This window comes from Rhodococcus sp. IEGM 1381 (assembly GCF_030056795.1).
GTDB lineage: Bacteria > Actinomycetota > Actinomycetes > Mycobacteriales > Mycobacteriaceae > Rhodococcoides.
The window spans coordinates 1,592,591-1,606,952 of the sequence record NZ_JASHKQ010000001.1 but is presented as its reverse complement, the minus strand read 5'-3'; the positions used below and the strand labels follow the sequence as shown (position 1 = coordinate 1,606,952).

14 protein-coding genes are annotated in these 14,362 nt (G+C 65.4%); 7 read left to right on the top strand and 7 right to left on the bottom strand.

The genetic code is table 11. The features are described from left to right. Position 1 precedes the first annotated feature (1 nt). On the top strand, positions 2 to 1,102 hold the full coding sequence (locus QM797_RS07535) for a glycerate kinase (protein ID WP_283274651.1): 1,101 nt from the start codon (positions 2 to 4) through the stop codon (positions 1,100 to 1,102). 181 nt (positions 1,103 to 1,283) lie between these two features. On the opposite strand, the gene QM797_RS07530 is transcribed toward QM797_RS07535, so the two are convergent. The 5 genes from QM797_RS07530 to QM797_RS07510 are packed head-to-tail and all read right to left on the bottom strand — an operon-like array spanning position 1,284 to position 7,811. Then, on the bottom strand, positions 1,284 to 1,913 hold the full coding sequence (locus QM797_RS07530) for an isochorismatase family protein (RefSeq protein ID WP_283274649.1): 630 nt from the start codon (positions 1,911 to 1,913) through the stop codon (positions 1,284 to 1,286). Further along, positions 1,910 to 3,799, bottom strand: a complete 1,890-nt coding sequence (locus tag QM797_RS07525; protein WP_283274648.1) for a hydantoinase B/oxoprolinase family protein — start codon at positions 3,797 to 3,799, stop codon at positions 1,910 to 1,912. The genes QM797_RS07530 and QM797_RS07525 overlap by 4 nt, the downstream gene beginning before the upstream one ends. Continuing rightward, on the bottom strand, positions 3,799 to 5,892 hold the full coding sequence (locus tag QM797_RS07520; RefSeq protein ID WP_283274647.1) for a hydantoinase/oxoprolinase family protein: 2,094 nt from the start codon (positions 5,890 to 5,892) through the stop codon (positions 3,799 to 3,801). The genes QM797_RS07525 and QM797_RS07520 overlap by 1 nt, the downstream gene beginning before the upstream one ends. Before the next feature lie 51 nt (positions 5,893 to 5,943). Next, positions 5,944 to 7,149, bottom strand: coding sequence for a CaiB/BaiF CoA transferase family protein (locus QM797_RS07515; protein ID WP_283274644.1), 1,206 nt, complete (start codon positions 7,147 to 7,149; stop codon positions 5,944 to 5,946). Further along, positions 7,146 to 7,811: a GntR family transcriptional regulator gene (locus QM797_RS07510; protein WP_283274643.1), complete on the bottom strand. Its 666-nt coding sequence runs from the start codon at positions 7,809 to 7,811 to the stop codon at positions 7,146 to 7,148. Before QM797_RS07510 ends, QM797_RS07515 begins: the two co-directional genes overlap by 4 nt. 135 nt (positions 7,812 to 7,946) lie before the next feature. On the opposite strand from QM797_RS07510, the gene QM797_RS07505 reads away from it, so the two are divergent. From QM797_RS07505 to QM797_RS26305, 3 genes are all read left to right on the top strand, one after another. Continuing rightward, complete coding sequence (locus tag QM797_RS07505; protein WP_283274642.1) at positions 7,947 to 8,843, top strand: hydroxymethylglutaryl-CoA lyase; 897 nt, start codon at positions 7,947 to 7,949, stop codon at positions 8,841 to 8,843. Positions 8,844 to 8,998: 155 nt separating this feature from the next. Beyond that, positions 8,999 to 9,541, top strand: coding sequence for a hypothetical protein (locus tag QM797_RS07500; RefSeq protein WP_283274639.1), 543 nt, complete (start codon positions 8,999 to 9,001; stop codon positions 9,539 to 9,541). Then, positions 9,523 to 9,660: a hypothetical protein gene (locus tag QM797_RS26305; protein ID WP_502942272.1), complete on the top strand. Its 138-nt coding sequence runs from the start codon at positions 9,523 to 9,525 to the stop codon at positions 9,658 to 9,660. The genes QM797_RS07500 and QM797_RS26305 overlap by 19 nt, the downstream gene beginning before the upstream one ends. Before the next feature lie 141 nt (positions 9,661 to 9,801). On the opposite strand, the gene QM797_RS07495 is transcribed toward QM797_RS26305, so the two are convergent. Continuing rightward, the gene (locus QM797_RS07495; protein WP_283274638.1) at positions 9,802 to 10,662 is read right to left on the bottom strand and encodes a class I SAM-dependent methyltransferase; all 861 of its coding nucleotides are present in this window, start codon (positions 10,660 to 10,662) and stop codon (positions 9,802 to 9,804) included. A 64-nt stretch (positions 10,663 to 10,726) separates the two neighbouring features. Here QM797_RS07495 and QM797_RS07490 point away from each other — a divergent pair, with 64 nt between their 5' ends. The 3 genes from QM797_RS07490 to QM797_RS07480 are packed head-to-tail and all read left to right on the top strand — an operon-like array spanning position 10,727 to position 13,858. Then, complete coding sequence (locus QM797_RS07490; protein ID WP_283274636.1) at positions 10,727 to 11,539, top strand: class I SAM-dependent methyltransferase; 813 nt, start codon at positions 10,727 to 10,729, stop codon at positions 11,537 to 11,539. A 5-nt stretch (positions 11,540 to 11,544) separates the two neighbouring features. After that, on the top strand, positions 11,545 to 12,513 hold the full coding sequence (locus QM797_RS07485; protein WP_283274635.1) for a phytanoyl-CoA dioxygenase family protein: 969 nt from the start codon (positions 11,545 to 11,547) through the stop codon (positions 12,511 to 12,513). Between the two features lie 37 nt (positions 12,514 to 12,550). After that, complete coding sequence (locus QM797_RS07480; protein WP_283274633.1) at positions 12,551 to 13,858, top strand: esterase/lipase family protein; 1,308 nt, start codon at positions 12,551 to 12,553, stop codon at positions 13,856 to 13,858. A 13-nt stretch (positions 13,859 to 13,871) separates the two neighbouring features. Here QM797_RS07480 and cynS read toward each other — a convergent pair whose 3' ends face one another. Then, on the bottom strand, positions 13,872 to 14,321 hold the full coding sequence (gene cynS, locus QM797_RS07475; protein ID WP_283274632.1) for a cyanase: 450 nt from the start codon (positions 14,319 to 14,321) through the stop codon (positions 13,872 to 13,874). Positions 14,322 to 14,362: the final 41 nt, after the last annotated feature.

The following is a 14,362-nucleotide window of genomic DNA, read 5'->3' as shown; positions in this document are numbered from 1 at the left end:
AGTGAGAATCGTTGTCGCGCCGGACAAATTCAAGGGATCATTGACCGCCGCAGAAGCAGCGGGCGCGCTGGCGCAGGGTCTGAGAACTGCCCTGCCAGACGCGGACGTCGTAGAGTTCCCCATCGCCGACGGTGGCGAGGGAACAGTGCAGATGATGCTCGCACGAGGCTGGGAGAGGGTCGGGTGCTCGGTGAGCGGGCCGACGGGGTTGATCGTCGAGGCCGAGTACGCGTTCCTCGGTGGATGTGCGGTGCTCGAAATGTCGGCGGCCGCAGGGCTGGCGCTGGTGCCCGGCGGGCCTACATCGGACTCTGCGGTCGAGAGCACGACGTTCGGAGTCGGTGAGATGATCCTCGACGCTCTCGACCGCAAGGCCCATCGAATCGTTGTGGGCGTAGGCGGGAGTGCAACCACGGACGGTGGTCTCGGCGCGTTACGGGCGCTGGGTGCCGACGTCGGCGATGAGAGCACAGCCGTCGACGCCATCGATCCACGCTTGTCGACGGTGGACATCGTGGTCGTCTGCGACGTGGACAATCCTTTGACCGGCTCCTCCGGTGCGGCCGCAGTGTACGGACCACAGAAAGGTGCGACCGGCGCCGATATCGGCATCCTGGACGCCCAGCTGGAGCGCTGGGCGGACAGCGTCGAGCGGGCAACAGGTCTCGATTCGAGATCCCTCCCCGGTGCCGGTGCTGCGGGCGGACTCGCCTTCGGGCTGGCCGCCGTACTGGGCGCCCGACTTGTTCCTGGTATCGACTTCATGCTCGAGTTCACCGGCTTCGAAACCGTACTCGCAGAGGCGGATCTGGTCGTGGTCGGCGAAGGCTCACTCGACGCTCAGAGTTTGCACGGGAAGGGCCCGATCGGTGTCGCCCGCGCGGCGCGCAAACGCGGGATCCCAGTAATTGCTGCGGTGGGCAGAAGCGAAGTCAGCGATGCGGAGGCCGTCGGCGCAGGGCTCGCCGACATCTACTCACTGGCGGCGGCGGAGCCGAACATCGAGACCGCCATGAGCGACGCCGCGCGCCTGTTGCGCATCGTCGGCACCCGGATCGGCGACAGGTACGCCGCCGGCGAGAAGGCCGGGGCAGATGGATAGGAGGATGCCGTGCAGTCCTACATCCACCATCTGCTGGCCCAGTGGATCGGCGAAGAAGCGAACTGACCTGTAGGACGAGGTGCACCGAGTCATCCGCGCCCCTCGTCGTAATCCACGCCCTATGGACCGGGTGTGGATTACGAGGAGGGGCGTTTCTGATGGCATCGTCCGTCAGAGCGGCTCAACCGGACTGCGTCACCAACTGATCCAGTGCCGTCCGAAGATCGAGAACGTCCGCGTACTTGGCCTGCAGGTCGAGCAGGTTCGACTCGTGCATGCCCGGCTCACGATCACCGCACGCGTCCGCGACGACCAGCGGGCGGAACCCGTGTTGCAGCGCATCGGTGGCACTCGCTCGGATACACCCACTGGTGGTCAGCCCACAGATGTACAGCGTGTCGATGCCGCTCGCCGTGAGGGTGGCGGCCAGCGAGGTGCCGAAGAACGCGCTCGCGTACTGCTTGGTCACCACCGTCTCGCCCGCGAGCGGACGAGGATCCGCCGGAAAATCGCCCAGTTCCGAACCTTCCTCGAAGATCTTCAACGCCGGGATCTTGGACATGAACAGGCCGCCGTCACTGCCGCCGGGCTGATAGCTGACCCTGGTGAACACGACGGGAATGCCAGCGGCTCTAGCGGCCGAAACCAGCTCTGCGGCAGCCTGTACCGCAGCGTCCACCGGCGCGCGCATGGGTGACCCGTCGACCAGATAGGCCGCGACGATGTCGACGACCAGCACCGCTGGGCTACGTCCCGGGCCCAGCTCGCCGGCGAACCCCGATTCCCGGTACGCGCCGAGTGTCTCGTTCACGCCCGCACGGCCTTTCTGACGTTCACCGGCGGACGGGGCGCGGGCAGTCCGGTTTCGGCCTCGCACCGTTCGAGGATCACCTCGATCGACGGACCCTTGTCGAATACCTCGATCTCACCGCGCGCTTCCGCCATCTCCCGTCGAAGAGCCTCTGATGCAGCAGAATCCACCACACCATCGCCGTCGCAGACCGTTCCGTAACCGGCTCGGGCACCTTCGGTACTGACGAGACCTCGGCGGACCTCGAGACCGATCAGCTCGGGATCCCGGGCCAGCGGATCACCCCATCCTCCGCCACCCCACGTGACGAAGTGCAGAACGTCACCGCGCGCGACCGGAACCTCGTGAATCTTGCTGGGCAACACCTCGACCTCCCCCGATGCCCGAACGATCCACTTCTTCCCTCTCGCACCGGGTTTGCCGCCGTTGACTCCCCACGGGTAGGTCAGCCACCTGTCGTCGTGGATGGCAATGGTGCCGGGCTCCTCGAAGTAGTACGCCACGTCGACACCGTTGCCGCCACGATGCAGTCCGGCACCGCCGGTATCGGTGACCGTCTCCCATCGCTCGATACGCAGCGGGTAGTACGACTCGAGGTATTCACACGGAATGTTCACGAACGACGGCCACAGGGAGTGACCGTCCGGGCCGTCGCCCATCGGTCGACCGGGGATGCCGCCGAAACCGATCGAGTAGAGCTGGAACCACTCCCCGTCCCGCGCACCTCCGTCGTAGTGACCGGAGTACATGAAGTGCGGCGACGACGAGAAGCCGGCGGCGTTGAGAATCTCGGGATTGTTCTTTCCCAACAGTCCGCCGAAAAGGTCGAAGACACGGCCGATCCCGTGATTTCGTCCGTTCAGTGCAGCGGGATATCGCGGTTTCCAGAACGAGTCCTCGGGGATGGTCACGTCGATCAACGGATAGAAGCCGTCGTTCCAGAGAATCTGCGGATCGGCAACGGTGATGACGTAGATACCGAAGAACATTCGTACGAGGTTCTCGTTGATGAAGTAGTTGATCGGCCCGACGGCCTGCGGTGCGGCCTTGCTGAAATCGAGGTGGATCTTCTCACCGTGCCGGGTGAGTGTGATCGCGAGTTCGTAGGGACCGTAGCCACACCCGTCGTCGCAGATGAAATCGCTGAACTCGATGGTCTCGCCGTCGACGAACAACATTGCGAGCAGCACCTTCATGGCCTGATAGTTTCTGTCCAGCAACGCATCGAGCGCCGACAGATACACGTCCACGCCGAATCGGTCGCACAGTTCGACGATGCGACGCGACGCGGTGGTGCACGCCGCGACGAGCCCGTTGAGGTCCGCTCGGTTCCAGTCGGGCTTGCGCACCTGATTGAGAATGATGTCCAACGCGGTCTCGTTCAATTCTCCTGCGCTGTAGAGCTTGAACGGCGGGATGATCACGCCTTCCTCGAAGATGGTGTGCGCATCCGTCGGCATCGACGACGGCGTCTTGCCGCCGACGTCGGCCATGTGGCCGAACATCGACGACCACCCGACCACCCTCCCGCTGTGGAAGATCGGGAGAACGATGAGCCAGTCGTTGGCGTGGCTGATCGCGGCCCCACAGGCGTACGGGTCGGAGGTCAGCAGGATGTCGCCCTCGCCGACGGTTCCGGAGAAGTTGTCGAGGAAATCGGGGACGGACAGACCGAATTGACCGACCACCATCTTGCCGCTCGGATCGGCAATGAGCGGGAATTCGTCGTGCTGTTCACGGATACCCGGTGACAGGGCCGTCCGGAACAACACCTCATCCATTTCTGCACGTGCGTTCCGCAGGGCGTTCTCGATGATGTCGAGCGTGATCGGGTCGACCGGAACCGTGGTGAACGGAGTCTTCGAGGTCTCGATGATGGTGGCCATCAGTTCTCCTGGAGTCGAGTGCGGTGAGTGTCGTCGGCGCCGACGGGGGCAATGAGAAGGCAGGCACTCGGGTGAACCGTCGCTGTATGACCGGACAGCACGAGCGTGGTGGAGTCCATCTCGGTGATGACCGCCGGGCCCGTGATGACGTTGCCCGCCAACAGTTTCGAGCGATCGTAGATACCGGCTTTCGAATACCGGCCGTCCATCCACACGTCGTTCGTGGAGACCAGCGCCGCCGACGCATCGGGGGTGCCCTCCTCCAGCGGCTGGAACGCCACCTCGGGGCGCGGCCCACTGACGGTCACTCGGAGGTTGATGACCTCGCGTTCGTTCTTGAGCAGGAACGAGAACAGTCGCTGATGTTCGGCATCGAAGGCAGAGCCGAGCGTGGACAGCAGGTCACCGGAGTCGAGGGCGGCGGCGTCGAGGTCGACGGGAATCTCGAAACCCTGGCCCTGATAGCGCAGGTCGACTTGGTATTTCGCAGTCTGCTGATCTTTCGCCACACCCTCGGACGACAGCCTCTCGGCCGCGGATTCGGCCAACTCGGCTATCGCTGTGCGTAACTCACCGTCGTCGATGTCGGAGAAGGCACGAACCATGGTGCGCGCGGCTTCGTCACGCAGACACGTCGTGGCGTCGCCGTAGGCGCAGAGCACACCGGGAGACGGGGGCACGATCACCGGCCACGCCCCGGTGAGGCGACCCAGAGCGTTGGCGTGCAGGGGACCGGCACCACCGAACGAGACGAGTGCGAAATCGCGAGGGTCGTAGCCCTGCTGCACGCTCACCAATCTCAGTGCGCCGAACATGTTCTCGTTGACGATGTCGACGATCCCGGATGCGGCTTCCTCCGGACTGGCAAGGCCGATGGCGTCGGCGATTCTCGCCACTGCGGTGCGACTCGCATCGGCGTCGAGATCGACCTCGCCGCCCGCCAGCGAGGTAGGAAGGTAGCCGAGGACGACGTTCGCATCGGTGACCGTCGGTTCGGTTCCGCCCTTCCCGTACGCTGCCGGCCCCGGATCGGCACCGGCCGACTGCGGCCCGACCCTCAAAGCGCGTGTCAACTCCGGCACGTGCGCAATGGAACCGCCACCGGCTCCGACCGTGCGCACGTCCACGCTCGTGGCGCGGACCGCGAGGTCACCGACCTTCGTCTCGCGACCGATGCGCGGCTGCCCACCGAGTACGAGCGCCACGTCGGTGGAGGTTCCGCCCATGTCGAAGGTGAGGAAGTCGGAGAATCCGGCCTGCTCGGCGAACCAGACCGCGCCGGTGACACCGCCGGCCGGGCCGGACAGCAGCAACGACACCGGTGACTCCGAGGCCTTCGCCGACTGCACCAGTCCACCGTCGCTGCGCAGTATGGACAACGGAGCCGTGATTCCTCTGTCCTGCAACGATGTGTCCAGATTACGTACGTAGCGCGAGACCTCGGGTTGAACGTAGCTGTTGGCGACCGTGGTCAGGGTCCGCTCGTATTCCCGCATCTCGGGTAGGACCTGACTGGAGATGGAGATCGGGATGCCCGGAAGTTCGTCGGCAGCCCACTGCGCAATCTGCTTCTCGTGGGTGTCGTTCGCATACGAGTTGATGAGCGAGATCGTCAACGCTTCGATGCCGGCACCGGCGAGTCGGCGCAATTGGGTTCGCGCCTGGTTCTCGTCGAGCGCCGTCACCTCGCTGCCGTCCGCCGCCAGGCGACCTACGACCTCGACGGTGTTCTCCAGCGCTGCAAGCGGTTCGGGCTTGGGCCAGATTATCCATCCCGCCAGCCCTCCCGGTACGTACGATCTGGCGATCTGCAGCACCTGCCGAAAACCGTCCGTGGTGACGAGCCCGACGCGAGCTCCGCGGCCCTGCAGAATCGCGTTGGTCGCGACCGTCGTGCCGTGCAGGACTTGATCGATCTCCGACGGTTCGATTCCGGCCTCCGAGCACACCTTGTCGATGCCGTTCAGCACGCCGACGGACTGATCGGCGGGTGTCGACGGAGTCTTGGCTCTGAAAGTGGTACCGGTCGTTTCTTCGAGAAGTAGGACGTCGGTGAATGTTCCGCCGACGTCGACGCCGAGTCGATAGCGCATGATGATCTCCCGTGGTGTGCGGTGCGATGAGTGAGGGCGATGCGGCCGAGGTCAGATGATGCCGCGGTCGGCGAGCGCGGCCTGTTCGGAGTCGGAAAGACCGAGAAGCGACCCGTAGATATCCGAGTTGTGTTCTCCGAGTTCGGGTCCTGCATGCCGGACGGCTCCGGGACTGTCGCTGAGCTTGGGCACGACGCCCGCCATCGGAATCTCGCCGAAGTCGGGATGGGCCAGACGCACGATGGCGTCGCGGGCCGCGAAATGCGGATCGTCGAACATGTCGCGAGCGGTGTAGATGCGGCCGGCAGGGACACCGGCCTCGTGAAGGATGTCGAGCACCTCGTCGGTTCCGAGCTCTGCGGTCCACGATCCGATGACGGCGTCGAGTTCTTCCATGTTGACCCCACGTGAGGCGTGGTCGACATAACGAGGATCGGATACGAGATCGGCCCGGCCCATCGCGGTGACCAAGCGGGCGTACACCGAATCCTGGTTTGCTGCCACCAGAATCATCTCCCCACCCTTCGTCGGGTAGACATTGCTCGGCGCGATGTTCGGCAACACCGACCCGGTGCGCTCGCGCTGGTATCCACCGATCTCGTATTCGGGGAGCAGTGATTCCATCATCGCGAGCACCGCCTCGTAGATCGCCGAATCCACCAGTTGGCCACGTCCGGTGCGCTCCCGATGATGAACGGCAGTGAGGACACCGATCGTTGCGAAGACAGCAGCCAGGGAGTCGCCGAGCGAGATGCCGGCCCGCGACGGCGGCAGATCCGGATTGCCTGTCACATATCTGATTCCGCCCATCGCCTCACCGATCGAACCGAAGCCGGCTCGGGGAGAATAAGGTCCGTCCTGGCCGTAACCCGTCACCCTGGCCATGATCAGGCGTGGGTCCAGTGTGCGCAGTTCTTCGTACCCGAGCCCCCATCGTTCGAGCGTGCCGGGGCGGAAGTTCTCGACGACGATGTCCGACTTGCCGATGATGTTGCGCGCCAGCGTTTGTCCCTCTTCGGTACGAAGATTGCAGGTGACCGACTTCTTGTTTCTCGCCACCACCGGCCACCACAGCGACTTGCCGTGGGGCTTTTCCCGACCCCACTGCCGCATCGGGTCGCCCTTACCCGGCGGTTCGAGCTTGATCACCTCGGCTCCGAAATCGGCGAGAAGTTGACCGCAGAACGGCCCGGCCAAAAGTTGGCCCATCTCTACTACTCGGAGGTCTGACAACGGCCCCTGGGCGGCCTCGCTCATTCGGACTCCTTGACTTCGTCGGGCGTGAGGGATTGGAGGAGAACGTGTTTCGCGGCGCGGACGTGAGCCCGCATCACCGAGTCGGCCCAGATCTCGTCACCGCTGCTCAGGGCCGCCACCAAATCTCGATGGTGCGCATGGCTACGGGCGACATCAGCCGGTGCGTAGCGGTGAAAGGTACGCATCACGAGGGGGAATTGAATGACTGCGCCGAGCATTGTCAGCAAGCGAGTACTGGCGGCGGCGGTCCGCACGATGGCGTGGAACTCATCGTTCAACTGCGCCATCAGGTCCAGCTGCTGCCCGGCACCATGTGCCGCCGCAGATTCCATGAGGTCGCAGAGCTCGCTCAGCCTGTCGAGGTCCTTCTCACCGATTCGGCGCGCCGCCCGCGCCGCGGCCATGGCTTCGAGCGTCATTCGTAGGTCGTAGATTTCCTCGAGATCATCTGCTGTCCAGGTGTAGACGCGTGCGCCCCGATGGGGAACGACCTCCACGAGCCCTTCCATCTCGAGTTGCCTAAGAGCCTCGCGAACGGGCGTCCGACTGGTGTCGGTCAGCTCGGCGATGTCGACCTCCCCCAGCCGTGCGCCGGGCGCGTAGGTTCCCGCGATGATGCCGTCGCGGATGTGGGAATACACGCGATCCACGGCCCTGACCATGCAGGCCTCCATTCGATGATGGGGTGATTGTTCACAACTTAAAGCCGCGATGCGCGGTTGTCCACGCTTCTGGAAAATTAGAACCTGAAAAATCCAGGTATTGCATGCAATACCGTCGAGGTGGAAGATCGGACCATGACTTCCGTGCAACTTGTCGAAGTGGGCCCACGTGACGGATTGCAGAACGAGAAGACTGCACTGTCGGTGGATCAGAAAATCGAATTGATCGCCCGTAGCGTGACGTCCGGTGTCAAGCGGATCGAAGCGGTCAGCTTCGTCAACCCGAAGCGGGTGCCACAGATGGCAGGGGCCGAGGACGTCATGGCCGGAATCGAACGACGTCACGACGTGTCGTACATCGGTCTCGTGTTGAATCGCCGCGGTCTCGAGCGGGCCGTCGCCGCAAGCGTGAACGAAGTAAACGTCGTTGTCGTCGCATCCGAGGAGTTCAGCCGACGAAATCAGAATTGCTCTGTCGCAGAGGCAGTGTCGACTGCCCGCGATGTCGTTCGAGACGCAGGATCCGCCGGTTTGGCCACCACCGTCACCATCGCGGCCGCGTTCGGTTGCCCGTTCAGTGGAGAAGTCGATCCTCGGTTCGTGGGCGAGATCCTCGCGCAGTTCGCCGACGACCGACCGTCGGAAATCGCTCTGGCGGACACTATCGGCGTCGGTGTGCCGACACAGGTCCGAGTGTTGGCCGACATAGCGAATACACGAGCACCGGGGGTCCCACAGCGGTGGCATTTCCACAACACGAGAAACACGGGGTATGCCAACGCGCTGACCGCTCTCGATACGGGTGCGCGAGCGTTGGACGCCAGCATCGGGGGCTTCGGAGGCTGCCCGTTCGCTCCGGCAGCCACGGGCAACATTGCGTCCGAGGACCTGATCTACGCACTCGATCGATCAGGCGTCGACACCGGTGTGCGCCAACAGGTTCTGATGGACGCCGCCTCGTGGCTAGGAAACGCTCTGGGCAAGGAAGTGCCGGCCCTACTCGGACGGGCCGGGGGCTTCCCAGCCGTGTAAGCGCGGCTGCCATGACATCGGCTCCCTGAATCGCGACCCTTTCGTTACTTGCAGTCAGGTAACAAACGCTGTCGCCGCGCCGACAACCCCCATAACGGACCGACAGGTTCGGGATTCGTCACCGACTCGTCAGGTCGACATCCACAGGGGGACAGATGACCACTCGCTCGAAGACCTCATGCGCCGCGATCGCGTTGACCGCACTTCTCGCCGCGGCGTGCGGGAGCGGGGACGGGGACGTCACCTCTGCTCCCCCGTCGAGTTCGTTGCCCGTCTCCGTCCCGGCCGTGTCGGTCCCGGCGCAGGCTCCGGATGCAGTACCGGCCGACGCACTCACGCCCGCTCCAGAGGCGCAGGCACCAGTCGAGTCCGCCGACCCCCTTCCGCCCGAGCGGGTGGTGCCCTGTGTCGATCCATCGTCGCCGGTCGTTCAGGACGCGATCGCCGGCCTGTGGGCTCCATTCGAAACCGGTTGGACGGTCACCGATCACACGCCGGGAACGAGCGCCGACGGTTGTCCGACGATCTCGTGGGCTCTCGCGAACGACACGACCATCGGCGACGCGACCTACGTCTCGCACGTGATGTTCTTCCACAAGAGTGGGCGCTACATCGGCCAGGCATCCGGCAAGCCGTACAGCTACACCACCGTCGTCGGTCGACCGACACCACCGTCGACGTGCGATACAACTGGCTGACCGAGAGCGATGCCTTTTGCTGCCCGACGGGTGGACCGTCGGTCATGACATTCGAGTTCGACGGCACCGTGATGAGCCCCCGAGGCGACACCGGCCATTTCCCGCCGTCGACGCCCTGAGACAAACGATCCACGCCTCTGGTGGCAATCCACGCCCCGCGCACCGAGCGTGGATCACCACGAGGGGCGTCTTTGCCGAAACCACCCCAGGATCGCGGCGGCGGGCGTCCCTCGCCCCACGCAGATTCTGCTCGAGCCAGATCAGCGACGGGTCGCGGCGAACACGTCGACCGGATGCGGCACCCGAAGGCCGCCGTCGGTACCAGGTACCAAGACCGCGTCGAGGTAGGCCCGCACCGGTCCGAGTAGCTCAGGGGTCAGCCGAGCCTGTACCGCGAAGTCCAGCACCTCGTCGCTCGCGGAGGAGAGGTCGACCAGCGCGTCCAGAGTCACCACGTCGTCGAGGGCGATCCCGGCGTCCACGAAGGTCTTCTCCACGTCGGAGCTGAACCACTGCCGGTGGCCCTCCAGCGGCGGGGCCAGGACGCCGACCAGCGCGTTGAGTGCGGCCGCCGGTGCTACAGCCACCCACAGCTGGCCGCCGGGTCGCAGCAGGTTCAGCGCGGCGCGCAGGGTTGCTCCCACATCGGCGACGTAGTACATCGAGTGCACGAACATCACGACGTCGAAGGTTTCGTCCACCTGGCAGTCGCCGAACGACGCGACGAACGCGTCCGCGTCGATCTCGTCGGCCCCCAGTGCGGCCATCTTCGCGGTGAAGAGCTCCGCGCTCCCGGGCCACGGGTCGATGCCGACGTACCGCACCGGTCGGCCGGGCAGCCTCTGCACCAGCCCTGCGGCGAGCCGGACGTCCAGCGAGCCGTCACCGCAGCCAACCGACAGCACCGAGATCGGTCCGTCCCCCATCGCAGCCAGCCGGCCGGTGAAGTGCTCAGCGATCAGGCCGCGCTGGTCGGAGAGTCGCTCGAAGGCGGCGTGGTCTCGGGCGTACGAGTCGGGCTCGAGACCGGGCAGGGCCGCGGCCCCACGCCGCACCGCGCGTACTTCGTCGAGAAACGCGGCGGCGGTGTCGGTCGACGAATTCGGAGCTATGTTGGACACCAGATCGAGTCAACCAGACGCACCCACTCGGTGTCTGGCGGCCGCCTTCCGAACAGGAGTTTGTGTGAGCAGCAAAGACACAGCCGAACGAAGTCTCGAACACTGGAGCGAGGCCGGACGCACAGGCATGGAGGCGTTCTACGCCCTGGCCACCGAGGACTACCGACAGCTGGCACTGGCCGCCGACTGGCCCGCTCTACTCGCCGAGCACAGCCGCGATGGCTCGTCGCTGCTCGATGTGGCCTGCGGGAGCGGCAAGTTCCCGACCGCACTGCGCCGGTACACCGATCTGTCCGCCGTGCCCGAGCTGGCTTACGACCTGCTCGACCCGTCCGCGTTCTCGGTGGCAGAGGCGCGCGGAGCGCTCGGCGCGCCGTTCGTACCCCGGCACGACTTGGTGATGACATTGCAGGACCTGCCCGCCGATCACACCGGGTACGACGTCGTCTGGGCCACCCACGCGCTCTACGCCCTGCCGCCGGCCGAGCTGGACGCCGCAGCCGAGCGCTTCGTGGCCGCGCTGGCCCCCGGCGGTCTGGGACTGGTCGCACAGGCCACGGCGGCGTCGCATTACCTCGCGTTCTACGACGCCTTCCGCGCCGGCGTGCACGAGGCGACGCCGTACACGACGGCCGAGCAGGTGCGCGACGCACTGAGAAAAGCCGGCGCGGACGTGCGCGACCAGCGCGTCACGTACACAACCGGTACATCCGATCGCGTTGTCGCCGAGGGCTTTCTGCAGCGCTGCGCCTTCGACGACTCCGTGTCTCTGGAGGAGATGGAGGCGGCACCGGTATTGGGTGACTACCTTGCCTCCTGTCGCGACGCGTCCGGTTCCTACACCTTTTCTCACGAGGCGGCACTGCTGTGGCTCTGAACCCGATGACCAATGAGCTTCTCCCCGAACAGAATCGCGACGGCGGCATCGATCAGGATTGGGCAGGCGACGATCAGGACTGGTGGGACTGGTACGTCACGCTGGCCGCCAACGACACGATGCCGACCGAGCTGGTCGACGGTCCCGGCCTACCCGACGTCGAGGCGGCGACGGACGCGCAGGTCGAGCGTGAGCTTGCCGAGCCCTACGACCTCGACCCTGCTGCCGTCGACGCATTCGCTCGACAGGCCTTCGTCCGGCTGCCCGCCGTCTTCTCGCCGGCCGTCGTACGTCGCCTCGCCGAGCGCCTCGAGGAGCTGCTGCGAGCCGAGCACGGCGACGACGTCGCGGGCCGGTTCACCGCGCTGGAACAGATGTGGCTCCATGACGACCTGATGCGCGCCGTGGCGCTGTCTCCCCGAATCGGGGGCTTGGCCGCGGCTTTGCTCGACGAACCGGCCGTTCGGCTCTATCACGACAACGCGTTGTCCAAGGAGCCCAGTTGCGGACGCACACCCTGGCACCACGACGCCGAGCATTTCCCGCTGCAGACCACCCAGGCGGTCACTGCGTGGATGCCGATGTCGGCGATCCCCGGCCGCATGGGTCCGCTGTCGTTCGCTCGCGGCCGAAAGGTGCTGGACGAGGTTGCGGACTTGGAGTTCGACAAGGTCGGCACGTCGTACGACGAGGCCGTCGCGCAGCGCTTCGTCGAACGTGACGTCGCGGTGAACTCGGAGCCGTTTGCAGTCGGCGACGTGTCGTTCCATTCCGCCCTGTGCTTCCACACCGCGGGGCCGAACCTGACGACGCAGCCACGCCGAGCGCTGGCCACCACCTACTTCGCCGACGGGGCTCGAGTTGTGGAGTCGCCGACGCTGATCAGCGGCACGTGGCGCGAATTCCTTCCCGGTGTCGAGCCGGGCGGCCTTGCGGCATCCGAGCTGAACCCGGTGGTCGGCCGCCGCGACTGACGTGACGGTTTCAGTGGACATACGTACACTGGATTCGGTGGGGAACAAATCTCAGCGCACACAGGAGCTGGGTGAACTCGGCGAGCTCACTCTTCGCGAGTTGGCGTCGGCCGCGGGCGGTGTTCGCGCAGTCCACTCGGCAATTGCACGACGCACGTTCGCTGCCGTGCGACTCGGCGTCGGTCCAGCCGTTCTACCGACACAGCTGATGCACGACGCGATCGCCGCGGGCACCTACGCGAGCATCGCGGCCGCCTGCACCGGCGCAGCCAAGGCTGTCGGTACCCTGGCCGGCAGTTCCGAAGTCACCGACGACGACGTGACGGAGGACGACGTGACGGAGGACGACCCCCGCCCGTCGCCGTCGCACACTGCACGCGGCGCGCAGACGATCGCGGTCCTGCACGGTCTCATCGGCGACGACATGGAGCGGACCGCGCGGACCCTCGCTTATCCGATGTCGATACGCGTCGACGGACGCCCCGTACCCCCGAAATACCGCGCTCTGGCGGCGGCGTTTCCCGATGCGGGAGCACACCTCGTGTTGTTCCTGCACGGGCTCGTCGAGACCGAGTCGGCATGGCGGCTCGGCGGGCGGCCCACCTACGGGGAGCGGCTGGACGCCGAGGCTGCAACAACCTCGATCTTCCTGCGCTACAACACCGGACGCCGCATCGCCACGAACGGCGCCGACCTGTCGGCGATGCTGGAGCAGCTCGTCACGGCATGGCCGGTACGGGTTCACCGGATCACACTCGTCGGTCATTCCATGGGCGGCTTGGTCTCACGCAGCGCCGCTCACCACGCCGCCGAGAGCGGCCGTCGATGGGTGGACCTGTTGACGGACGTATTCACCCTGGGGACACCACATCTGGGTGCGCCGCTGGCGCGCGGCGTCCATGTCGCCACAGCAGCGCTGGCACTGGTTCCGGAGACCCGGCCGTTCGCGAACCTACTGGCGCGTCGAAGCGCGGGAGTCCGCGACCTGATCCACGGAGCAATCACCGACGAAGAAGGGCATGCGAGCTACGCCGACAGCTTCGACGTCGGCGCTGCCATGGATGTCGCTGTTCCAGAGGTGGTACGACACCATCACGCCTCCGCCGTTGTCACCGGAAATCCGCGCAACCCGGTCGGGCTGTTCGTGGGCGACGGCCTGGTCCGCACCGACAGCGCCATCGGTCGAAACGAATTGCGCAACATCGGCCTTCGGCCGGATGACGGTCTGGCGATCAACAGTGCGCACCATTTCACCCTCCTCAACGACGAGCGAGTGTACGGCTGGATGCGGCGCGCACTGGCCCTGCCCGGCTCGGAAGAACCCGATCCACTTCCCCGGCGGTAATCCAGATTTCGGCCTACTCGGTCCATCGATAGTCGAGGAACTTCCCATCGAACGTCACCACGACGCGATCCCCGTCATCGTGCGGGCGACGTTCGATGTTCATCGTGAAGTTGATGGCACTCATGATGCCGTCGCCGAACTCCTCGGCGATCAGTTCTTTGAGTGCGGGTCCGTACACCTCGAGCGCCTCATGGAATCGGTAGACCGCGGGATCCGAAGAGATGTCGAGTGATCCGCGATAGGGAGCCAGGGTCAGCTCGAACAACGAGCCCTCGGGCATGCTCAATTTCTCTGCGAGCAGATCGGCCTGAGCGACACTGAGAGGATGCTGGCCGTACAGCGCCGACACCGTCCACGCCACCGGCATGTCGATGGCCTCGGCCAAGCTGGCCCAGCTCGATCCAGCACGTGCGCGTGCAAGCCGAATCTCACCGATCAGTGGCTTCCCTGCGAAATCGGACATCCGCTCTCTCCTCCGTAGTCGTTCTGCAGCCGGGCCTTTTC

Coding starts and splice junctions, on each gene's coding strand:
- QM797_RS07525 (WP_283274648.1), bottom strand. CDS start 3,799: ATGGCCACCATCATCGAGACCTCGAAGACTCCGTTCACCACGGTTCCG.
- QM797_RS07520 (WP_283274647.1), bottom strand. CDS start 5,892: ATGCGCTATCGACTCGGCGTCGACGTCGGCGGAACATTCACCGACGTC.
- QM797_RS07515 (WP_283274644.1), bottom strand. CDS start 7,149: ATGAGCGAGGCCGCCCAGGGGCCGTTGTCAGACCTCCGAGTAGTAGAG.
- QM797_RS07510 (WP_283274643.1), bottom strand. CDS start 7,811: ATGGTCAGGGCCGTGGATCGCGTGTATTCCCACATCCGCGACGGCATC.
- QM797_RS07505 (WP_283274642.1), top strand. CDS start 7,947: ATGACTTCCGTGCAACTTGTCGAAGTGGGCCCACGTGACGGATTGCAG.
- QM797_RS07500 (WP_283274639.1), top strand. CDS start 8,999: ATGACCACTCGCTCGAAGACCTCATGCGCCGCGATCGCGTTGACCGCA.
- QM797_RS07485 (WP_283274635.1), top strand. CDS start 11,545: ATGACCAATGAGCTTCTCCCCGAACAGAATCGCGACGGCGGCATCGAT.
- cynS (WP_283274632.1), bottom strand. CDS start 14,321: ATGTCCGATTTCGCAGGGAAGCCACTGATCGGTGAGATTCGGCTTGCA.